General features: G+C 67.3%; 18 protein-coding genes. 11 read left to right on the forward strand and 7 right to left on the reverse strand.

Annotated features, from left to right (window positions below):
• The first annotated feature begins 3 nt into the window (after positions 1 to 3).
• Complete coding sequence (locus CFB35_RS20000) at positions 4 to 1,038, forward strand: lipase secretion chaperone (protein ID WP_059582843.1); 1,035 nt, start codon at positions 4 to 6, stop codon at positions 1,036 to 1,038.
• Between the two features lie 27 nt (positions 1,039 to 1,065).
• Here CFB35_RS20000 and CFB35_RS20005 read toward each other — a convergent pair whose 3' ends face one another.
• A complete protein-coding gene (locus tag CFB35_RS20005) occupies positions 1,066 to 2,586 on the reverse strand; it encodes a PLP-dependent aminotransferase family protein (protein ID WP_059639156.1) in 1,521 nt (506 codons plus the stop codon).
• A 107-nt stretch (positions 2,587 to 2,693) separates the two neighbouring features.
• Between CFB35_RS20005 and CFB35_RS20010 the strand changes: the two genes are divergently transcribed.
• The 5 genes from CFB35_RS20010 (at position 2,694) to CFB35_RS20030 (ending at position 8,850) form a co-directional block, all read left to right on the forward strand.
• The gene (locus tag CFB35_RS20010; RefSeq protein ID WP_059582835.1) at positions 2,694 to 3,800 is read left to right on the forward strand and encodes an ABC transporter ATP-binding protein; all 1,107 of its coding nucleotides are present in this window, start codon (positions 2,694 to 2,696) and stop codon (positions 3,798 to 3,800) included.
• 76 nt (positions 3,801 to 3,876) lie between these two features.
• Complete coding sequence (locus CFB35_RS20015) at positions 3,877 to 4,923, forward strand: ABC transporter substrate-binding protein (protein WP_059639157.1); 1,047 nt, start codon at positions 3,877 to 3,879, stop codon at positions 4,921 to 4,923.
• 111 nt (positions 4,924 to 5,034) lie between these two features.
• Positions 5,035 to 6,300: an ABC transporter permease gene (locus tag CFB35_RS20020; protein ID WP_179231798.1), complete on the forward strand. Its 1,266-nt coding sequence runs from the start codon at positions 5,035 to 5,037 to the stop codon at positions 6,298 to 6,300.
• Positions 6,301 to 6,337: 37 nt separating this feature from the next.
• Positions 6,338 to 7,174: an ABC transporter permease gene (locus CFB35_RS20025; protein ID WP_089465772.1), complete on the forward strand. Its 837-nt coding sequence runs from the start codon at positions 6,338 to 6,340 to the stop codon at positions 7,172 to 7,174.
• 257 nt (positions 7,175 to 7,431) lie between these two features.
• Entirely contained in the window at positions 7,432 to 8,850 is a 1,419-nt protein-coding gene (locus CFB35_RS20030; RefSeq protein ID WP_089465483.1) for an MFS transporter, read from the forward strand.
• Between the two features lie 64 nt (positions 8,851 to 8,914).
• Here CFB35_RS20030 and CFB35_RS20035 read toward each other — a convergent pair whose 3' ends face one another.
• On the reverse strand, positions 8,915 to 10,648 hold the full coding sequence (locus CFB35_RS20035; RefSeq protein ID WP_089465484.1) for a protease pro-enzyme activation domain-containing protein: 1,734 nt from the start codon (positions 10,646 to 10,648) through the stop codon (positions 8,915 to 8,917).
• Positions 10,649 to 11,295: 647 nt separating this feature from the next.
• Between CFB35_RS20035 and CFB35_RS20045 the strand changes: the two genes are divergently transcribed.
• The 3 genes from CFB35_RS20045 to CFB35_RS20055 are packed head-to-tail and all read left to right on the forward strand — an operon-like array spanning position 11,296 to position 12,484.
• Positions 11,296 to 11,619, forward strand: coding sequence for a helix-turn-helix transcriptional regulator (locus CFB35_RS20045; protein ID WP_059582824.1), 324 nt, complete (start codon positions 11,296 to 11,298; stop codon positions 11,617 to 11,619).
• Positions 11,619 to 12,050 (forward strand): SRPBCC domain-containing protein, encoded by a 432-nt coding sequence (locus CFB35_RS20050; protein WP_059582822.1) that lies wholly within the window; start codon positions 11,619 to 11,621, stop codon positions 12,048 to 12,050. Before CFB35_RS20045 ends, CFB35_RS20050 begins: the two co-directional genes overlap by 1 nt.
• Complete coding sequence (locus CFB35_RS20055) at positions 12,047 to 12,484, forward strand: DUF1801 domain-containing protein (protein ID WP_089465485.1); 438 nt, start codon at positions 12,047 to 12,049, stop codon at positions 12,482 to 12,484. Before CFB35_RS20050 ends, CFB35_RS20055 begins: the two co-directional genes overlap by 4 nt.
• A 103-nt stretch (positions 12,485 to 12,587) precedes the next feature.
• On the opposite strand, the gene acnA is transcribed toward CFB35_RS20055, so the two are convergent.
• The 5 genes from acnA to CFB35_RS20080 all read right to left on the reverse strand — a co-directional run bounded on the left by acnA (position 12,588) and on the right by CFB35_RS20080 (position 19,761).
• Positions 12,588 to 15,305 carry an aconitate hydratase AcnA gene (gene acnA, locus CFB35_RS20060; RefSeq protein WP_059582818.1) on the reverse strand — a complete coding sequence of 906 codons (2,718 nt, stop codon included), beginning with the start codon at positions 15,303 to 15,305 and terminating at the stop codon, positions 12,588 to 12,590.
• 52 nt (positions 15,306 to 15,357) lie between these two features.
• Positions 15,358 to 16,809: a bifunctional 2-methylcitrate dehydratase/aconitate hydratase gene (locus CFB35_RS20065; protein ID WP_059582817.1), complete on the reverse strand. Its 1,452-nt coding sequence runs from the start codon at positions 16,807 to 16,809 to the stop codon at positions 15,358 to 15,360.
• A gap of 29 nt (positions 16,810 to 16,838) precedes the next feature.
• On the reverse strand, positions 16,839 to 17,354 hold the full coding sequence (locus tag CFB35_RS20070) for a hypothetical protein (protein WP_059582813.1): 516 nt from the start codon (positions 17,352 to 17,354) through the stop codon (positions 16,839 to 16,841).
• Positions 17,355 to 17,583: 229 nt separating this feature from the next.
• The gene (locus CFB35_RS20075) at positions 17,584 to 18,591 is read right to left on the reverse strand and encodes a CoA ester lyase (RefSeq protein WP_089465486.1); all 1,008 of its coding nucleotides are present in this window, start codon (positions 18,589 to 18,591) and stop codon (positions 17,584 to 17,586) included.
• A 183-nt stretch (positions 18,592 to 18,774) separates the two neighbouring features.
• Entirely contained in the window at positions 18,775 to 19,761 is a 987-nt protein-coding gene (locus CFB35_RS20080) for a malate dehydrogenase (protein WP_006487742.1), read from the reverse strand.
• Positions 19,762 to 20,058: 297 nt separating this feature from the next.
• Between CFB35_RS20080 and CFB35_RS20085 the strand changes: the two genes are divergently transcribed.
• A complete protein-coding gene (locus CFB35_RS20085; protein WP_059583137.1) occupies positions 20,059 to 20,874 on the forward strand; it encodes a GntR family transcriptional regulator in 816 nt (271 codons plus the stop codon).
• A gap of 168 nt (positions 20,875 to 21,042) precedes the next feature.
• Positions 21,043 to 21,459, forward strand: coding sequence for a succinate dehydrogenase, cytochrome b556 subunit (gene sdhC, locus CFB35_RS20090; RefSeq protein ID WP_059582807.1), 417 nt, complete (start codon positions 21,043 to 21,045; stop codon positions 21,457 to 21,459).
• Position 21,460 lies beyond the last annotated feature (1 nt).

The following is a 21,460-nucleotide window of genomic DNA, read 5'->3' on the forward strand; positions in this document are numbered from 1 at the left end:
TCGATGGCGGCACGTGAAGGGCGCGCGCCGCTCGCGCGGCGCGCTGCAATCTATGGTGTCGTGGGGCTGGCGGCGATTGCCGGCGTCGCGATGTGGAGCGGTGCGGGATCGCATCGAGGCACGGGCGCGACGAGTGATGCGCAGGATGCGGCCGCGGTCGGGGGCGTGCCCACCGCCGCACCGCAGGCCGCCGCGCCGGCGAGGGCGGGCCTGCCGCCGTCGCTCGCCGGCTCCAGCGCGCCGCGGTTGCCGCTCGATGCAGGCGGCCATCTCGCGAAATCGCGCGCGGTGCGCGATTTCTTCGACTATTGCCTGACCGCGCGGAGCGACCTGAGCGCGGCCGCGCTCGACGCGTTCGTCGTCCGCGAAATCGCCGCGCAGCTCGACGGCACGGTCGCGCAGGCCGAGGCGCTCGACGTGTGGCACCGGTATCGCGCGTATCTCGACGCGCTCGCCAAATTGCCCGATGCCGGCGCGGTCGACAAGTCCGACCCGGGTGCGTTGCAGCTCGCGCTCGACCAGCGCGCGTCGCTTGCGTACCGCACGCTCGGCGACTGGAGCCAGCCGTTTTTCGGCGCGGAGCAGTGGCGGCAGCGCTACGACCTCGCACGATTGAAGATCGTTCAGGATCGCTCACTCACGGACGCGCAGAAGGCCGAGCGGCTCGCGGCGCTCGAACAGCAGATGCCGGCCGACGAACGCGCGGCGCGGCAGCGGGTGGAGCGGCAGCGCGCCGCGATCGACCAGATCGCGCAATTGCAGAAGAGCGGCGCGACGCCCGACGCGATGCGCGCGCAACTGACGCAGACCCTCGGCCCCGAGGCGGCCGCACGCGTCGCGCAGATGCAGCAGGACGACGCGTCGTGGCAGAGCCGTTACGCGGACTACGCGGCGCAGCGTGCGCAGATCGAGTCGGCCGGCCTGTCGCCGCAGGATCGCGACGCGCAGATCGCCGCGCTGCGGCAGCGCGTGTTTACGAAGCCCGGCGAGGCCGTGCGCGCGGCATCGCTCGATCGTGGAGCGGGAAGCGCGCATTGATCCGCGCGCCGCCGCGCGCGGCGGGCGTCATGCCGCGCGCGAGATGTTGCGTGGCAGATGTTGCTCGATGGCACGGGCGAGCGTGTCGAACGCGGGCCGGATGCCTTCGTGCGGGACGCATGCATAGCCGAGCAGCAAACCCTGCCGCGCGGTGTCGGCATTGCTGTAGTAGCTGGTGAGCGGGCGCACGATCACGCCGGCGTCGAATGCACTCTGCGTGACCGTGCGATCGTCGCACGCATCGGGCAGGCCGAGCACCAGGTGCAGGCCGGCCTCGTCGCCCATCACGGGCAGCGCGTCGCCGAAGCGCGCGCGGATCGCGTCGATCATCAGTTGCCGGCGCTCGCCGTACAGCGTGCGCATGCGTCTGACGTGCGACGTGAGGTGGCCGTCCATGATGAATTCGGCCAGCACGGCCTGCTGCATCAGCTGGCCTTCGCGGTACAACTCCGACAGCCCCGTGCGGAAGGTGTCGACCAGATGCTCGGGCACGACCATGTAGCCCATCCGCAGCCCCGGGAACAGCATCTTGCCGAGACTGCCGACGTAGATCACGCGGCCGCCGTCGTCGAGCCCCTGCAGCGACGCGAGCGGGCGGCTGCCGTAGCGGAATTCGCTGTCGTAGTCGTCCTCGATGATCCAGCAGCGGTGCTGGCGCGCATATTCGAGCAGCATGCGGCGCCGCGCGAGGCTCATCACCATCCCGAGCGGGTACTGGTGCGACGGCGTGACGAGCACGAGCCGCGGCGGATGCTGCATGTCGCTCGCGCGCGGGTCGAGCCCTTCCTGGTCGACCGGCACCGGCGCGAGCGTGAGGCCGGCCGCCTGCAGCACGCTGCGCACGCCCCAGTAGCACGGCTCCTCGACCCACGCGCGATCGCCGATGTCGGACAGCAGCCGCACCGCGAGATCGATCGACTGATGGATGCCGGTCGTGATGATCACCTGGTCCGGCGAGCATTTGACCGAGCGCGCGACGCGCAGGTAATCGGCGAGCGCGCGCCGCAGCGGGCGGTAGCCGCCGCCCGGCGCATAGGTCAGCAGCTCCGGATTGGCCTCCTTCCACAGCCGTGCCTGCAGGCGGCTCCACGTGCGGCTCGGGAATTCCGACACGTCCGGCACGCCCGGCATGAAGGCGCCCCACTGGCGCCGCGAGACGCCCGCATGCTCGACCAGTTGCCGCCCGCGCATCGACAGGCTGCCCTGCGCGTCGGGCGGCGGGAGTTCGCCGGCCGTTGACGGCGGCGCGGCGCCCGGTACGCGGATCGCGGCGGCGTCCGGCCGCGTGTCGGCCACGTAGGTGCCGCTGCCGGTGGTCGTCAGCACGTAGCCTTCGGCGGTCAGCTGGTCGTACACGTGCAGCACGGTATTGCGCGCGATCGACAGGTCGCCCGCGAGCGTGCGCGAACTCGGGAGCTTCGTCCCTGGCCCCAATTCCCCGGTCAGGATGGCCTGCTGCATCAGTTGCAGCAGTTGCCGGTACATCGGCTCGGACGAGCTGCGGTCCAGACGGGCGGACAGCCAGTCGGCGAGGATCACGGTATCCAAAGTGGTCCTACTAGGAATATTGAAATGGTTCCCTAGTATAGAACCGTGCGGGCCGTATAGTGGCTCGCATCTCAAAATCAATTGGCGCGGAACCAGGGGACAGCACGATGAAGTCCGATGATGTAATCGTCAGCTTTCGCGGCGTGCGGAAGACCTACGACGGCGAGACGCTGGTCGTCAAATCGCTCGACCTCGACATCCACCGAGGGGAATTCCTGACGCTGCTCGGGCCGTCCGGCTCGGGCAAGACCACCTGCCTGATGATGCTGGCGGGCTTCGAGTTCCCGACGGGCGGTGAGATCCGCCTCGACGGCGAGCTGCTGAACAACGTGCCGCCGCACAAGCGCAACATCGGCATGGTGTTCCAGAACTACGCGCTGTTTCCGCACCTGACGGTCGAGCAGAACGTCGCGTATCCGCTGACGGTGCGCAAGCTGCCGGCCGGCGAGCGTGCGGAGCGCGTCGCGCATGCGCTGAAGATGGTGCAGATGGAGCGCTTCGCGAAACGCTACCCGGCGCAACTGTCGGGCGGCCAGCAGCAGCGCATCGCGCTGGCGCGCGCGCTCGTGTTCGAGCCGAAGCTGGTGCTGATGGACGAGCCGCTCGGCGCGCTCGACAAGCAGTTGCGCGAACACATGCAGTACGAACTGAAGGCGCTGCACGAAAAGCTCGGCGTGACCTTCGTGTACGTGACGCACGACCAGGGCGAGGCGCTGACGATGTCCGATCGCGTCGCCGTGTTCGACAAGGGCATCGTGCAGCAGCTCGACACCGTCGACCGCCTGTACGAATCGCCGTGCAACGAATTCGTCGCGAACTTCATCGGCGACAGCAACCGGCTGCGCGGCACCATCGCGCGCGTCGACGGCGAATTCTGCGAGTTCCGGCTCGACGACGGCACGAAGCTCGTCGGCCGCCATATCGGCGAAGCCGCCGAGGGCGCGGCGGCCGTCGCGTGCATCCGCCCCGAACGCATGAGCCTCGCCAACGGCCTCGCGAACGGTCACCAGAACGGCGCCGCCGCCAACCGCGTGACCGGCGAGGCGCGCAGCCTCATCTATTTCGGCGATCACGTGCGCATGCGCTGCGCGCTGCCGGGCCAGGACGAATGCTTCGTGAAGGTGCCGCTCGGCACCGGCGCGCTCGACGCGTTCTCGCCCGGCGCACCCGTGTCGCTTGCGTTCTCGCCCGAACACCTGCGCGTGTTCGCGTGAGCATGGCTCACCCGGTTTCCCGTAGCACGTCGTCAACAACAAAGCCCACTTCCACCACGAGAGGAGAGGAACCATCATGAAACGAGCAAGCTTTACCGCGCGCCGCACGGCGCTCGCGCTGGCGCTGGTCGCGTTCGGCGCATCGGCCGCCGCTGCCGAACTCACGGTCGTCAACTTCGGAGGCGCGAACGGCGACGCGCAGAAGGTCGCGTTCAACCAGCCGTTCGAGAAGGCGACCGGCAACAAGGTCACGGCCGTCGAATACAACGGCGAGCAGGCGAAGGTGAAGGCGATGGTCGAGGCCAAGCACGTCAACTGGGACGTGGTCGAAGTCGAATCGGGCGACCTGAACCGCGGCTGCGACGAAGGGTTGTACGAGAAGCTCGACTGGTCGAAGATCGCGAAGAAATCCGACCTGATTCCGGAAGCGCCGCAGGTGTGCGGCGTCGGCTTCTTCGTATGGTCGACCGCGCTGTCGTACAACGCGGACAAGCTGAAGACCGCGCCGACCGGCTGGGCCGATTTCTGGAACGTGAAGAAATTCCCCGGCAAGCGCGGGATGCGCAAGGGCGCGCGCTACAACCTCGAATTCGCGCTGATGGCCGACGGCGTCGCGACGAAGGACGTCTACAAGGTGCTCGGCACGAAGGCCGGCCAGGATCGCGCGTTCAAGAAGCTCGACGAGCTGAAGCCGTACATCCAGTGGTGGGAAGCGGGCGCGCAGCCGCCGCAGTTCCTGGTGGCCGGCGACGTCGTGATGTCGACCGCGTACAACGGCCGCATCGACGCCGCGCAGAAGGAAGGCAAGAACCTGAAGGTCGTGTGGAACGGCAGCATCTACGACCTCGACTACTGGGCGATTCCGAAGGGTTCGCCGAACAAGGCGCTCGCCGAGCAGTACATCGCGTACACGCTGACGCCGAAGCCGCAGCAGGCGTATGCACAGCACATCGCGTACGGTCCGGCGAACGTCGCCGCGATCAAGTCGCTCGACGCGAAGACGCTCGCGAACCTGCCGAACTCGCCGGCCAACGGCAAGAACGCGGTACTGGAGGACATCGGCTTCTGGACCGACCACAGCGACGAGCTCGAACAGCGCTTCGCCGCGTGGGCAACGAAGTAACCGGTCGGGCATCCTGAAGGATGCCGTGATGCAACCGGCCGCGCGACGCGTCGAACCCGTCGCGCGGCCTTCCGCCGGAACGTGCCCGGCCGGAGAGAACCGTTGAATACGATCACGATCGCGCCTTCCTCGCCGTCGACCGCCGCGCTCAAGCGCGAGCTGAAGGCCGCCGAGGCGCGCAAGCGCACGATGGCGCTGCTGCTGGTCGCGCCGCTCGCGATTTTCCTGCTGCTGATCTTCGTCGTGCCGATCGGCACGCTGCTCACGCGCGCGGTGCAGAACCCGGAAATCGCGACCGCGTTGCCGAACACGGTCGCCGCGTTGTCGGGCTGGGACCGCAAGACGCCGCCGGCGGACGCCGCGTACGTCGCGCTCGCGGCCGACATGACGAAGGTGGCCGACAGCGAGGCGATGGGCGCGCTCGCACGGCGCCTGAACACCGAGATCCCCGGTTATCGCTCGCTCGTCGCGAAGACGGCGCGCGCGATGCCGTTCAAGGGCGACGGTAACGCGGGCGACGCGGCGCTGACGCCCGCGCAGACGCGCGCGAAATTCATCGATCTCGATGCGCGCTGGGGCGAGCTCGCGTACTGGCAGGCGATCGCGAAGAACGGCAGCCAGGTGTCGCCGTTCTATCTGCTCGCCGCGCTCGACCACAAGCAGGACGGCTTCGGCCATATCGTGCAGGCCGATCCCGACCAGTCGATCTACCTCGCGATCTTCGGGCGCACGTTCGTGATCGGCATCGCCGTCACGCTGTTCGCGCTGCTGCTCGGCTATCCGCTCGCGTACTGGATCTCGACGCTGTCGGAACGGCGCGCGAACCTCGTGATGATCCTCGTGCTGATTCCGTTCTGGACGTCCGTGCTGGTGCGCGTCGCCGCATGGATCGTGCTGCTGCAGAGCGAAGGGCTCATCAACACGGCGCTGATCGGCAGCGGGCTGATCTCGCATCCGCTCACGCTGCTGTTCAACCGCGTCGGCGTGTACATCTCGATGACGCACATCCTGCTGCCGTTCATGATCCTGCCGCTTTACAGCGTGATGAAGTCGATTCCGCCGACCTACCAGCGTGCGGCCGTGTCGCTCGGCAGCCATCCGTTCGCCGCGTTCTGGCGCGTGTACGTGCCGCAGACGTATCCGGGCGTCGGCGCGGGCGCGCTGCTCGTGTTCATCCTCGCGATCGGCTACTACATCACGCCCGCGCTGCTCGGCGGGCCGAACGACCAGATGGTCAGCTACTACGTCGCGTACTTCACGAACGTGACGATCAACTGGGGCATGGCGTGTGCGCTCGGCGGGCTGCTGCTCGCGGCGACGCTCGTGCTGTATGCGGTGTACGGGCGCTTCACGCGCTCGAACGTGAGCCTCGGCTGAGCGCCGGGCACAGGAAAACGGGAAGGGGATGCCGACCATGAAACTCGCCAGGCCGCTGTTCGCGCCGCACATGTCGTTCGTTGAGCGCGCGTGGTACGTCGCGTTGCGCGTGCTCGTCGTGCTGACGCTGCTGTACCTGATCCTGCCGGTGCTCGCGATCGTGCCGCTGTCGTTCTCGTCGAGCACGTTTCTCGTGTATCCGATTCCAGGCTTTTCCACGCGCTGGTACGAGAACCTGATCGCGTCGGACGAGTGGCGGATGGCCGCGAAGAACAGTTTCATCGTCGCGCCGTCGGCGACCGTCGTCGCGACCGTGCTCGGCACGCTCGCGGCCATCGGCCTGACGAAGGCCGACTTCCGCGGCAAGGCGCTGCTGATGGCCGTGCTGCTGTCGCCGATGATCGTGCCCGTCGTCGTGGTCGGCGTCGGCATGTACCTGTTCTTCGCGCCGCTCGGGCTCGCGAATACCTACACGGGGCTGATCGCCGCGCACGCGGCGCTCGGTGTGCCGTTCGTCGTGACGACGGTGGCCGCGACGCTGCAGGGCTTCAACCAGAATCTCGTGCGCGCGAGCCTGTCGCTCGGCGCGAACCCGGTGTCGACCTTCTTCCGCGTGACGCTGCCGGTGATCGCGCCGGGCGTGATGTCGGGCGCGCTGTTCGCGTTCGCGACGTCGTTCGACGAAGTGGTCGTCACGCTGTTTCTCGCGGGCGCGGACCAGACGACGCTGCCGCGCCAGATGTTCACGGGCATTCGCGAGAACATCAGCCCGACGATCGCCGCGCTCGCGACGATCCTGATCGTTTTCTCGACGAGTTTGCTGCTCGCGCTCGAATGGCTGCGCGGCCGCAATGCGCGGCGTGCGGTGTCGTAAATGGCGGCGGCCGGCCGCGTGCCGTCCGGCGGGGCCGCGAGTGCGCGGGTCGTTGCGTCTGCATCGATGCCGCGCGCCCGCCGCGGCGCGCCGAATCTTTCGTTTCGCTGACTGACGAGGCGGCCGCCTGCACGTTCGATGCGGCTCTGCAACAATACGGCTCGGGGTGCCGCGCGTTCCCGTGCTGCTGCACGGAGCGTCCGGCGCCGCGCCGCTCAATCCGCGACGCCGCGCGTCGCTCGTCAGCCGAGCCCATCTTGTCCGAATTCGCTTCCCCCGCCGGCGTGCACGAGCCGGCCGTCAACTGGCGCGCGATGTCCGCCGTGCTGCTGGCCGTCGCGCTCGCGACGCTCGACACCGCGATCGCGAACACCGCGCTGCCCGCGATCGCCGCCGACCTGCACGCGTCGCCGGCCGCGTCCGTGTGGATCATCAACGCGTACCAGCTCGCGATGGTCGCGACGCTGCTGCCGTTCGCGTCGCTCGGCGACATCGTCGGCCACAAGCGCGTGTATGTCGCGGGGCTGGCGGTGTTCACGCTGGCGTCGCTCGGTTGTTCGCTCGCGGCGACGCTGCCGATGCTGACCGCCGCGCGCATCGTGCAGGGCTTCGGCGCGAGCGCGATCATGAGCGTGAACGTCGCGCTGATCCGCGGCCTGTTTCCCGCGCACCGGCTCGGGCGCGGCGTCGGCTTCAACGCGCTCGTCGTCGGCGTGTCGTTCGCGGTGGGGCCGACGATCGCGTCGCTGATTCTCTCGGTGGCCGCATGGCCGTGGCTGTTCGCGGTGAACGTGCCGCTCGGCGTGTTCGCGCTCGCCGTGGCGATTCCGTCGCTGCCGCGGACGGCGCGCGGCAAGCATGTATTCGATCCGGTCGCCGCGCTGTTCAACGTGATCACGTTCGCATCGCTGATCTTCGCGCTCGGCGAATTCGCGCAGCGCGGGCCGCGCTCCGTCGTGTGCGCGGCGGCCGCGGTGGCGTTCGCGTTCGGCTGGCTGCTGATCCGCCGCCAGGCCGGGCACCCGGCGCCGATGCTGCCGGTCGACCTGTTCCGCCGGCCCGTGTTCACGCTGTCCGCGCTGACCGCCGTGTGCGCGTTCGCCGCGCAGGGGCTTGCGTTCGTGTCGCTGCCGTTCTATTTCGAAACCGTCCTGCATCGCAGCGCGGTCGAAACGGGCTTCCTGATGACGCCGTGGTCGGCGGTCGTCGCGCTCGCCGCGCCGATCGCGGGGCGGCTGTCGGATCGTTATCCGCCCGGGCTGCTCGGCGCGATCGGCCTCGCGTTGCTGAGTGCGGGGATGGTGTCGCTCGCCGCGCTGCCGGCGTCGCCGGGCGTCGTCGACATCGGCTGGCGGATGATGCTGTGCGGCGCGGGCTTCGGCTTCTTCCAGTCGCCGAACCTGAAGGCGCTGATGTCGAGTGCGCCGCCCGAACGCAGCGGCGGTGCGAGCGGGATCATCGCGACCGCGCGGCTGATCGGGCAGGCGACGGGCGCGGCGCTGGTTGCATTGTCGTTCGGGATCGCGGGCCGCCACGGGCCGACGCTTGCGTTGATGCTCGGTGCGGGGTTCGCGGGCGCGGCGAGCGTCGCGAGCGGGCTGCGGCTGTTCGCGCCGTCGCATCGGACCGGCGCGCCGGTCGTGTCGGAGCGTGTGAAGGAGCCGGCGGCGGAGTAGCGCGCGGCACGGTCACCGCCGGCGCGCGGCAAGCCATCGCCGCGCGCCGGCTTTCATGCATCGCTCAGAAGCCGCCCGACTTGATCAGCTGGTTGAGGTTCGCGATGTTCAGGCTGCCGAACCCGGTCGTCAGATCCCAACCGGTGCCGGCCTTGTAGCCATACCCCTGATAGCCGTTGTTGCCCGACACGACGTCATAGCGCACGAGCGACGGATGCGACGGAATGTCCGCATAGAAGTTGCCGGCCGGGAAGCCGAGGCCCGTGCCGTTCGCCGCGAGCAGCCGCGCCCAGAAGCCCGTGAAGATCGGTGCGGCGAGACTCGTGCCGCCGATCTGCTGCAACTGGCCGTAGTTGTAGATGTACGCGCCCGTGCTTTGCGCGGCATCGAACGCGACGTCCGGCAACCGGCGATTGCTGCCCGATTGCCACGACGGCGCGGGCAGGATCGAGCTGACGCCGCCGCCCGTTGCCCACAGCTTGCCGTTCGAATCGAGCCCTTCGTTCCACACGGTCTCGTTCGAGAACGCACCGGCCGACGTCGTGTACAGCGTCGTGCCGCCGATCGCGAGCACGTGCGGCGACGAAGCCGGCCACGACACCGTGTAGTTCGAGCCGTCCGGATAGCCGCGGTTGTTGCACTCGTACACGCCTTCGTCGCCCGACGATACCGAGAACGTCTGGCCTTGCGCGGCTGCCGTCGTGAAGATCTGTTCCTCGGCGTCGAGCGTGCCGTCCGCGTCCGCATCGGTTTCGCACCAGCCGAGCGAGACGTTGATCACCTTCGCGGTGTTGTCCGACACCGCGCGGTTGAACGCCTGCGTGAGGCCGGTGTTGCCGGCGGCGTTCAGATCGGCCATGTAGAACACCAGCTTGCCGACCTGGCCGCCGGCCGAGCCGACGATCGACTGGCTGTCGAGATCCCATTCGCCCTGGCCGTCCTGGTCGTCGGCGTAGCTGCCGCCCGTGCCGTTGGTCTTGACGGTCTGCGTGGAGACCGTGCCGTAGCCGTTGCTCGACGTGAACTGCTTCAGGTCCTGCAGCGTCTGCGACACGCCGCCGATCGTGATGATGCCGACGGTCACGCCGGCGGCGGTCGGCACGCCGGTCGCGTTGTAGAGGCCCGGGAATTCCTTCGGATAGTGGCCCGTCGCCGTGCCGGTCGCGAGCGCCTGCGGCTTCGCGACGTTGCCGATGCGCAGCATCGGCCGCGCCCGCGCGACGCTTTGCAGCCCGAGCACCGAGCCGACGACGTCGCCGAGTGCGCGCGGCACCTGCGCGGTCGACGTGTTCGCGAAACCCGAGCGGCCCGCGTACTGGAAGTGCACGAGCGACGTGTTGAAGGCCGTCTTCACCGTGCCGGCCGTGCCGCTGGCGGAGACCAGCAGGCGGTTCGGCGCGACCTCGACATTCGTGAAGCCGCTCTTGTGCAGATAGTCGACGACCGACTTCACCTGCGCATCGGTCGGCGCGTAGTCCGCGAGGAACTGCTCGTGCGTCAGGTACTGGCGGTAATGCGCGCTGCCGGGCCGGTTCACGTCGCGCGCCAGCTGCTTGAGCTGCGCGGCGTTGCGCAGCTTCAGGCTGACGACGACGTTGGTCGTCTCGCCGGCCGCGAGTTCGAGCGACGGCGCCGCACTGCGCGCCATCAACTGCGGGCCGGTCAGAAAGGCTTTCGTATGGGTATCGACCCAATCCGTCGCCGCATGCGCCGCAGCGGCGGCGAACACGAGCGGAGCCACGCACGCCAGGCGGCGGGGCGACGGAAGGGGAAGGGCAAACCAGGCGTTCCTTTTCATCGGGAGTCCTTTTTTAGGAGAGGCGACGTTACTGGAACCCCCGGCCCTTGTGGGGCCGCGAGCGGTGACGAGCGTAGGGCGTCGATGCCGTTCGGGTAGCTGCCAGTTTCCATAGCTGTCAGTTCTGACAACCGGACGCATGGCGGGCACGCGCGGCGTCGTACGCGACGGCGATGGTGGGCCCGGTGAGCGAACCGGTTTGCGGTACGACGGCGCAGCAACGCGCGTCGCTCGCACACACGAGCCGTTCGTTGCAGCATCGGAATGTGCGCGGTCTCGGAAGGGCGTGCCGCATGGATGCATGGCGTGTGCGTGTCAATGGCTGCGCGCCGTATCGCACTATGTGGTCATTGGAAGCGACTCGTCAGGAACGGACGCGCGCATGCACAACGACGGGGCCGGTGGAGCCCGGATGTTTCCCGAACTGTGGAACAGCGCGCCGGGCAGTCTTGCAGGCGGCTTTCGGATCGCGTGGCGCGACTGCGGATTAGAGGAGAGTCTCGAATTCGACGAAGGCCGCGTGCCGGCGCGACCGAGCGATGCGTGCGCCGAATCGAACGGCGCCGTTCGCGAAATCTCGCCTTGACTCGAGCCGATCAGCGGATATTCTTGAATTCATAACCACAGAGTTATGAATTGTGACCGATATGCAGAATGCACACGACACGCTTTTCCGGACACTCGCCGATCCGACGCGCCGCGCGCTTTTCGAGCGGCTGTGCGCGGAGGGCGAGCTGACGGTTGCCGCGCTCACGGCCGATGCGGGCGTGTCGCAGCCGGCCGTGTCGAAGCACCTTGGCGTACTGAAGCAGGCCGGGCTCGTGAACGACCGTCACGAAGGCCGGCAGACGCACTACAGCGCGCAGCCGCAGGCGCTGGCCCCGTTGATCGACTGGACGAGCCAGATGGCGGGCTTCTGGCGGAGCCGGTTCGATGCCCTTGAAGATCTGCTCAAAAGGATGGATCAGTAATGAACCAAGCCACTACCGAAACACGCTCCGTCGTCGTCGACCGGGAGCTGCCCCATCCGCCGGAGAAGATCTGGCGCGCGCTCACCCAACCGCACCTGATCGAGGCGTGGCTGATGAAGAGCGACTTCGAGCCCGTCGCGGGCCGGGCGTTCAGCTTCCGGGCGGACTGGGGCTCGGTCGACTGCACGGTCCTCACGATCGAGCCGCACCGCGCGCTGTCCTATACGTGGGCGGCCCACGGCCTCGAAAGCGTCGTGACGTGGACACTCACGCCGACGCCGGCCGGCACGCGCCTGCGCATGGAGCAGGTCGGCTTCCGGCCCGATCAGGAGCAGGCGTATCGCGGCGCGCAGTACGGCTGGGTACGGTTCCTCGACGCGCTCGAACAGGTGCTGGCGCGCCCCGACGCGCAAACGGAGGCCCGCGCATGAGTACGCGTGCCAACGAGCTGCAACCGTCCGAGCGCATCGACGCGCTGATCGCCGGCATCGCCGACTGGCGCAGCGAGACGCTCGCCGACCTGCGCCAGGCGATCCTCGATGCGCAAGCGGGCATCGTCGAGGAATGGAAGTGGATGGGCAGCCCCGTGTGGTCGTGCGACGGGATGATCGCGGTCGCGAACGCGCACAAGGGCAAGGTGAAGCTGACGTTCATGCACGGCGCGCACCTGCCCGATCCCGACGGGCTATTCAATGCGGGCCTCGAAGGGAACGCGCGTCGCGCGATCGATTTTGTCGAAGGCGACGAGATCGACAAGCGGGCCTTGAAGCACCTCGTGCGTGCGGCAATCGAATACAACCGCATGCATTTGAAGAAGAACGCGCGAGGGGCGGCCGCGAAGGCGCGCGGCGACAAGGCGGCGTAAGGCCACATCGAGCACCGGCGAAAAAAAGCCCGACACGAGGTCGGGCATCCAAATCGGCCGCAACCGCCCGCGAGGCGGCTGCGGCACCTGCAACAGGCAGCGCTTACGCTGCGAGCAGCGAGCGCAGCACGAACGGCAGGATCCCGCCGTGCTTGTAGTAGTCGACTTCGATCGGCGTATCGATGCGCAGCAGCACCGGCACGCGCTGCGTTTCGCCGTTCTTGCGATGGATCACGAGCGTGACGTCCTGCTGCGGCTTGAAGTCGTCGCCGAGGCCTTCGATGTCGTACGTCTCTTCGCCGGTGATGCCGAGCGACTGGACGCTGTCCGCGCCCTTGAACTGCAGCGGCAGCACGCCCATGCCGACCAGGTTCGAGCGGTGGATGCGCTCGAAGCTGCGTGCGATCACGGCCTTCACGCCGAGCAACTGCGTGCCCTTCGCGGCCCAGTCGCGCGACGAGCCCGTGCCGTACTCCTCGCCCGCGAACACGACGGTGGGCGTGCCGGCGGCGACGTACCGCATCGCCGCGTCGTAGATCGACTGCTGTTCGCCGCTCGGCTGGTGGATCGTCAGGCCGCCTTCGACGCGCGTGCCGTCCGGCTTCGCCGGGATCATCAGGTTCTTGATCCGGACGTTCGCGAACGTGCCGCGCATCATCACGTCGTGGTTGCCGCGGCGCGAGCCGTAGCTGTTGAAGTCGGCCTTCTGCACGCCGTTTTCCTTCAGCCACTTGCCGGCCGGCGAATCTTCCTTGATCGAGCCTGCCGGGCTGATGTGGTCGGTCGTGACCGAATCGCCGAAGATGCCCAGCGCGCGCGCGCCCTTGACGGTCGGGATCGACGCGGCCGGTTCCATCGAGAAGTCGTTGCCGAAGAACGGCGGCTCGGCGATGTACGTCGATTTCGGCCAGTCGTAGACCTCGCCCGTTTCGCCCTCGATCTTGCTCCAGAGGTCGCCCTTCTTGGTCAGCTTCGAGTAGTTGTCCTCGAACTTCTTCGGATCGAGCGCGAACTTGAGCAGCGCGTGGATCTCGTCGCTCGTCGGCCAGATGTCGCCGAGGTAGATGTCGCGGCCGCCCTTGCCCTTGCCGACCGGCTCGGTCATCAGGTCGCGCGTGATGTTGCCGGCGATCGCGTACGCGACGACAAGCGGCGGCGACGCGAGGAAGTTCGCGCGGATGTTCGGGTGGATGCGCGCTTCGAAGTTACGGTTGCCCGACAGCACGGCCGCCGCGACGATGTCGTTCTTCGTGATCGCTTCGTTCAGCTCCGGCGTCAGGTCGCCCGCGTTGCCGATACAGGTCGTGCAGCCGTACGCCGCGACTTCGAAGCCGAGCTTCGACAGGTAGGGCAGCAGGCCCGTCTTCGTCAGGTATTCGGTGACGATGCGCGATCCCGGCGCGAGCGAGGTCTTGATCTTCGGATCGACCGTGAGGCCGGCCTCGACCGCCTTCTTCGCGAGCAGGCCCGCCGCCAGCAGCACGCTCGGGTTCGACGTGTTCGTGCACGACGTGATCGCGGCGATCAGCACGTCGCCGTTCTTCACGTCGACGCCGTTGCTCGTCGTGTACTGCGTGTTCAGGTCTTCCGCCTTCTTCGCGAAGCCGTTTTCCGCGACCGGCTTCGAGAACAGGTCGGTGAACGTCGACTTCACGTGGCCGATCTCGATGCGGTCCTGCGGGCGCTTCGGGCCCGCCAGCGACGGCGCGACCGTCGCGAGGTCGAGCGTCACCGTCTTCGTGTAGTCGATGTCGCCGGCCTTCGGAATGCCGAACAGATTCTGCGCCTTGAAGTAGTTTTCGAACGCGGCGATTTCGGCCTTCGTGCGGCCCGTGCCTTCGAAGTACTCGATCGTCTTTTCGTCGACCGGGAAGAAGCCCATCGTCGCGCCGTATTCCGGCGCCATGTTGCCGATCGTCGCGCGGTCCGGCAGCGACAGCGAGCGCGTGCCTTCGCCGAAGAATTCGACGAACTTGCCGACGACCTTCTCCTTGCGCAGCATTTCCGTGATCGTCAGCACGAGGTCGGTGGCCGTCACGCCTTCGCGCAGCTTGCCCTTCAGCTCGACGCCGACGACGTCCGGCGTCAGGAAGTACACCGGCTGGCCGAGCATGCCGGCTTCCGCCTCGATGCCGCCCACGCCCCAGCCGACCACGCCGATGCCGTTGATCATCGTCGTGTGGCTGTCCGTGCCGACGAGGGTGTCCGGGTAGTACACGGTGTCGGCGCCGTCCGTCTTCTTGTGGACGCCGCGCGCGAGGTATTCGAGGTTCACCTGGTGGACGATGCCCACGCCCGGCGGCACGACCTTGAACGTGTCGAACGCCTGCATGCCCCACTTCATGAACTGGTAGCGCTCGTTGTTGCGCTGGAATTCCAGCTTCATGTTCAGGTCGAGCGCGTCCTTCTGGCGGAAGTAGTCGATCTGGACCGAGTGGTCGACGACGAGATCGACCGGGACCAGCGGCTCGATCTTCTTCGGATTCTTGCCCGTGCGCTCGGCGACGCCGCGCATGGCCGCGATGTCGGCGAGCAGCGGCACGCCCGTGAAATCCTGCAGCACGACGCGCGACACGACGAACGGAATCTCGTCGACGCGCTTCGCGGTCGGCTTCCAGTTCGCGAGCTGCTCGATGTGCTCTTCGGTGATTTTCTTGCCGTCGTAGTTGCGCAGCACGGACTCGAGCACGATGCGGATCGACACCGGCAGGCGTTCGATCTTCGTCTTCAGTTCCTTGCCGAGCTGCGGCAGCGAGTAGAACTTGCCTTTGCCGGAACCGCTGTCGAATTCCTTGAGGGTCTTGTGGAGATTGTGGGCCATGGTGATTTTCCTGGGTTTGAGGCTAGGAAACAAAGAGTCCTGTATCTGACGGCTAGATCATATACAGATCGACGTACTCATCGACCGGCATCGCTTCGAGCTTTGCCTGGTCCAGCGACACGTCGAGAATCGCTTGTTGCTGCTTGGCCGGAAAGCGGCGGGCGAGGTTGGTCCTGAACTTCTCGACCAGCAGCGGGATGCCGTCCGCACGGCGCCGCCGATGGCCGAGCGGGTACTCGACCGCCACTTCGGCAAGCTTCGATCCGTCCGTGAACTCGATCGTCAGCGCATTCGCGATCGATCGCTTGTCCGGATCGTGATAATCCTTCGTGAATTGCGGATCCTCGACGCACACGGTCTTCGCGCGCAGCGCGTCGATGCGCGGGTCCGCCGCGGCCGAGTCTTCGTAGTCGGCCGCGGTCAGCCGGCCGAACAGCAGCGGCACGGCGACCATGTACTGGATGCAGTGGTCGCGATCGGCCGGATTGGCGAGCGGGCCCTGCTTGTCGATGATGCGGATCGCGGCCGCGTGTGTGCGGATCGTGATCCGGCCGATGTCGTCGGTCGTGCGGCCCGCCGCGGCGAGCCGCGCGTGCAGCAGCAGCGCGGCCTCGGCGGCCGTCTGCGCATGGAATTCGGCGGGGAACGCGATCTTGAACAGCACGTTTTCCATCACGTACGTGCCGTACGGGCGCTGGAAGCGGAACGGCTTGCCGTCGAACAGCACGTCGTAGAAGCCCCAGGTCTTCGCGGTGAGCGCCGACGGATAGCCCATTTCACCCGTTTTCGCGATCAGCGCGAGGCGCACCGCGCGGGACGTGGCGTCGCCGGCCGCCCAGGATTTGCGCGAACCGGTGTTCGGCGCATGGCGGTAGGTACGCAGCGCGTGGCCGTCGACGAACGCGTTGGAGACCGCGTTGATCAGCTCGTCGCGCGTAAGCCCGAGCAGGCGCCCGACGACGGCCGTCGACGCGACCTTCACGAGCAGCACGTGGTCGAGCCCGACCGCGTTGAACGAATTCTCGAGGGCAAGGCAGCCCTGGATCTCGTGGGCCTGGATCATCGCGACCAGCACGTCGCGCATCGCGAGCGGCTTGCGGCCGGCCGCGCGGGCCGTGCGGGAGAGCCAGTCGGCCGTCGCCAGGATCCCGCCGAGGTTGTCGGACGGATGACCCCATTCGGCGGCGAGCCAGGTGTCGTTGAAGTCCAGCCAGCGGATCATCGCGCCGATGCCGAACGCAGCCTGGACGGGATCGAGCTGGAAGGACGTGCCGGGCACCTTCGCGCCGTTCGGCACGATCGTGCCGGGCACGACGGGGCCGAGCAGCTTGGTGCAGGCAGGGTAGGACAGCGCCTCGAGTCCGCATCCGAGCGTGTCGATCAGGCAATGACGCGCCGTCTCCAGCGCGAGCGCGCTGTCGATGCCGGTGTTCAGCACGTAGTCGACGATGTCGACGAGTACCGTATCCGGAGCAGGGCGGACGTTGGAGACCGGGGCGGACATCGAGGGGCCGAGAGCGGAAAAACGCGCGCTTAGTTCGTTGCCGGCTTCAGTTCGTTCGCCTGCGTCGGCGCTGCGCCGCCTTGCGCCATTTCCGGCGTCACGCACTCGTCCGCGAGGCGCTCGCCGCCGTTCGCGTCGGAGAACAGCATCGCCTTGGTCGGGATCACGACCAGCTTGAAGCCTGCTGCCGGATCGTAGAACGTGTCGGCGCCCGTCGTCGTGGTCTGGCGCGGCAGCTTGTAGTTCTTCTTCGCCCAGTGAACCGTGACGACCTGGTCGCGCTTCATGTCGCCGGCGAGATCGAACGACAGACCTTCCTTGCAGGACCACTTGACCGCGCCTTCCGGCACCGGATCGACCTTGGCGGCCGCGCGCGCCTGCGCCTTCTTGCTGCGCGGGATGATGCGCTTGGCCGGCGCCGGGCGCTTGGCCGCTGCCTTCTTGGCGGTCGTGGTGGCCGTACCCTGGGCAAACGCGCTCGGAGCCGACACCAGCATCGTGGCGGACAAGGCGCCGATGGCGGTAGCGATCAGGAGTTTCTTCATGGAGTCAGAACCTTTCGATAATCAGTTGACAAGGGCCGGCAATCGACACTGCCGGCCGGTTTGAAACTGCACGCGCCCCGAAAGCGCGCAGCGGCCGCTATTTTCACCTATTTGGCCGCGCATATATCAGGTTTTCGGGCTCCGTTACGTTTTTTGTCGTTTCGCAAACGTCTGCCGGCTCGCGTGCCGGCGGATGCATGCAACGCGTGACTCGGCCGGCGGCGCGCACTCAATGCGCGACGCCCGCGGCGGCCGGGCCGAACAGCGGCGCGGCCTCGGACGGTACGGGCTGGCCGGTGGCCCGCGCACGGCGCAGCACCGACCAGTAATAACGATAACTCGCGCGATCGTGCAGCGTATCGCCGTGGCGCGTCGGGCCCCAGTCGGCGGCCTGCGCGGCCAGCAGGATCTCGGCGGCCAGCGTGACTTCGTCGGTGCGCGGGGCGAACGCGTCGACGATCGGGCGGATCTGCGCGGGGTGAATGCTCCACATCCGCGTGAAGGCGAATTCGTCGCGCGCGCGGCGCGCATCGCCGGCGACGACAGCCATGTCGCGCACCTCGGTCGTCACATTGTGTGACGATGTTTTGCCGTGTGCGTGACAGGCCGCGGCGATTTCCAGCTTCGCGCGGCGCACGAGCGGGTGATCGAACTGGCCGGGCGAGCGCATCGCGGAGTCGGGGATCGCGCCGTGGTGCGCGGAGACGAAATCCATCAGCCCGAAGCTCAGCGTGCCGACCGTCGGCAGCGCGGCGAGGGCGGCCGCCTGCGCGAGCGCGCCGTGCGTTTCGACCAGCACGTCGACAGGGATCGGTTGCGCGATGCCGAGCTCGCGGCGCGTGCCTTCGATGAACGCGGTCATTTCGGCCGCGTCGGCGGCGTTCGCGATCTTCGGCAGCGTGATGTAGGCCGGTACGCGCGCCGCGCGCAGCACGATGCGCACGTCGTCGCGCCAGTGCGGGTGGGAAAAGTCGTGGATGCGCACGCCGACGCGGCCGAAGCGGTTCTCGGCGCTGCCGAGCAGGTCGGCCACGAGCGCCGCGTGCGCGGCTTCCTGGCCGACGGCCGCGCCGTCCTCGCAGTCGAGCGTGAGGTCGAACACGGGACCCAGCTCGGCCTGCAGTGCGAGCGACTTGCGCATCAGCTTCTCGCTGCCCGCGTAGTGATCGCAGCAGGGCAGGATCGCGGGCGGGGACGCCCCGTCGTAGAGCACTTGTGCAGGAGTGAGCGCGGCCATCTCTTCTACGTCAGGGAAGCGGGTCAACGTGGAGAAAATCGGATTCGGGCAGGTTCTGGGCCGGCGAGAGGTGGCGCGAGGCGGCAAAACGTGCGCGAATCGGATCGCTCGGCGCGGGCCGGCGGCATGCCGGCCCGCGCCGAAGCCGGGCGCCCGAAGGCCGCCCGGCCCGATGCGTGATGCTTAGTTCTTCAGCAGGTGGGCGACGCCGTCGCGCTCTTCGAGCAGCTCGGCCAGCGTGCCGTCCATCTTCTCGCGCGAGAACGCGTCGATTTCCAGGCCCTCGACGCGCTTGTATTCGCCGTTTTCGCAGGTGACCGGCACGCCGTAGATGATGTCTTCGGGGATGCCGTACGAGCCGTCCGACGGGATGCCCATCGTGACCCACTTGCCGTTCGTGCCGAGCACCCAGTCACGCACGTGGTCGATCGCCGCGTTCGCCGCCGACGCTGCCGACGACAGGCCGCGCGCTTCGATGATCGCCGCGCCGCGCTTGCCGACGGTCGGGATGAACGTGTCGCGGTTCCACACGTCGTCGTTGATCAGCTTCAGCAGCGATTCGCCTTCGGCGGTCGCGAAGCGGAAGTCCGGGTACATCGTCGGCGAGTGGTTGCCCCACACGGCGAGCTTCTCGATCGACGCGACCGGCTTGCCCGACTTGGCGGCGAGCTGCGACAGCGCGCGGTTGTGGTCGAGGCGCAGCATGGCCGTGAAGTTCTTCTTCGGCAGATCCGGCGCCGACTTCATCGCGATGTACGCGTTCGTGTTCGCCGGGTTGCCGACGACCAGCACCTTCACGTCGCGGCTCGCGACTTCGTTCAGCGCGGCGCCCTGGACCGTGAAGATTTCGGCGTTCGCCGACAGCAGGTCCTTGCGCTCCATGCCCTTCGAGCGCGGACGTGCGCCGACCAGCAGCGCGACGTCGGCATCCTTGAACGCGACCTTCGGATCGTCGGTGATCACGACGCCCGCGAGCAGCGGGAACGCGCAATCGTCGAGTTCCATCACGACGCCTTTGACGGCGGCTTGGGCTTGCGGGAGGTCGAGCAGTTGCAGGATGACCGGCTGGTCCTTGCCGAGCAGGTCGCCGTTCGCGATGCGGAACAGCAGGGAGTAAGCGATTTGACCTGCGGCGCCGGTGACGGCAACGCGCTTTGCGGGCTTAGCCATTGAAAATCTCCAGGACGGGTGAAGCGTTGGACGCGAGCGAAAACGCCATTCTATGCGCGTTGTGCGTAGCGTTGCATTGAAGCAGGGCGGAGGACTCGCGATGGCGGACGCGGTGAACCTGGAGACGGCCGTGGCACGTAGCCGGGGACGCGCTGTTGCACCCGCGAACCCTTGCTCGACCGGGAGTGTAGGAGCCGTCACGCGCAAAGTCAAACGGTATCATATGTCTTATATAAGACAGATGTTTTGCGGAAATTGAGTGGACGAAAAAGTGCGGTTTGTGATGAAATGCGCGCCATGACATCGAACCAGGCGAACACCGCGAATCAGACCGGCGCAGGCGGCCCAGGGCAGCCGGGCGCGGGCGATCCCGCGGCTTCGCCCGCGGCGGCCGCGTCGCCGACGTTCAGCCCGTTATACCAGCAGATCAAGTCGTTGATCACGCAGAGTCTCGAATCCGGCGAATGGAAGCCGGGCGAGATCATCCCGAGCGAAGTGGAGCTCGCGGCCCGTTACAAGGTCAGCCAGGGCACCGTTCGCAAGGCGATCGACGAGCTGGCCGCCGAAAACCTGGTGGTCAGGCGGCAGGGCAAGGGTACTTTTGTTGCAACGCACAACGAGGATCGCGCGCAATTCCGCTTTCTGCGTCTGCTGGCCGACGACGGCGCCGAGCACCCGCACGTGAGCCGTCTGCTCGAATGCCGGCGCCTGCGCGCGCCGGCCGAGATCGCACGGCAGCTGGACCTGAAGCCCGCCGACCCCGTCGTGCAGGTGCGCCGCCTGCTGGAATTCGACGGCGAAGTGACGGTGCTCGACGAGATCTGGCTGCCGGGCGCGATGTTCCGCGGGCTGACGTTCGAGCGGTTGAGCGAATACAAGGGGCCGCTCTACGCGATGTTCGAGACGGAGTTCGGTACGCGGATGATCCGCGCGACGGAGAAGATCCGCGCGGTCGCGGCGGATCCGGCGGTGGCCGACCTGCTGCACGTGCCGGCCGGTTTCCCGCTGCTGTCGGTCGAGCGCGTGTCCTATACGTACGGGGATCGGCCGGTGGAAGTGCGCCGCGGCTGGTATGTCACAACCGGGTACTACTATCAGAATGACTTGAGCTGACGACGTTCGGTTCAGCCGCGTGCATTCGCGTTTCCCACGCTCGCGAAGCACGTTTCGGGCCGCCTTTGTTCGTGTTCGCGCAATTATCCAGAGCAGACTTTCGCTGCAGCGCGATATAAAAAGGCGCTAAAATCGCGGATTAGTGTGACAACATAGTAGGGGTCTAGCATGACTGACGCAGTAAGAAAGCCGAGGCCGGAATACCGGAACATCGGAATCGGCGACATCACGTTGAAGTATCGCATGCCGCTGGCGGCGATACTGTCGATTCTCCACCGAGTCAGCGGCGCGCTGCTGTTCCTGTTCCTGCCGTTCCTGCTGTTCCTCTTCGACCAGAGCCTCACCTCCGAGCTCAGCTTCGAAGTCTTCAAGGCTTTCCTCTCCAACATCGTCGTCAAGCTGATCGTCCTCGCGTTGTCGTGGGCCTTCTTCCACCATTTCTGCGCCGGCATTCGCCACCTGCTGATGGACGTCAACCATGACGCCGTCTCGAAGGAAGGCGGCAAGCGGACGGCCGTCGTCGTCTTTGTCGTCTCGATCGCGCTGACGATCGCCATGGCACTCAAACTGTTCGGAGCATTCTAAG

This window comes from Burkholderia sp. AU16482 (genome assembly GCF_002223285.1).
Classification (GTDB): Bacteria; Pseudomonadota; Gammaproteobacteria; order Burkholderiales; family Burkholderiaceae; genus Burkholderia; species Burkholderia semiarida.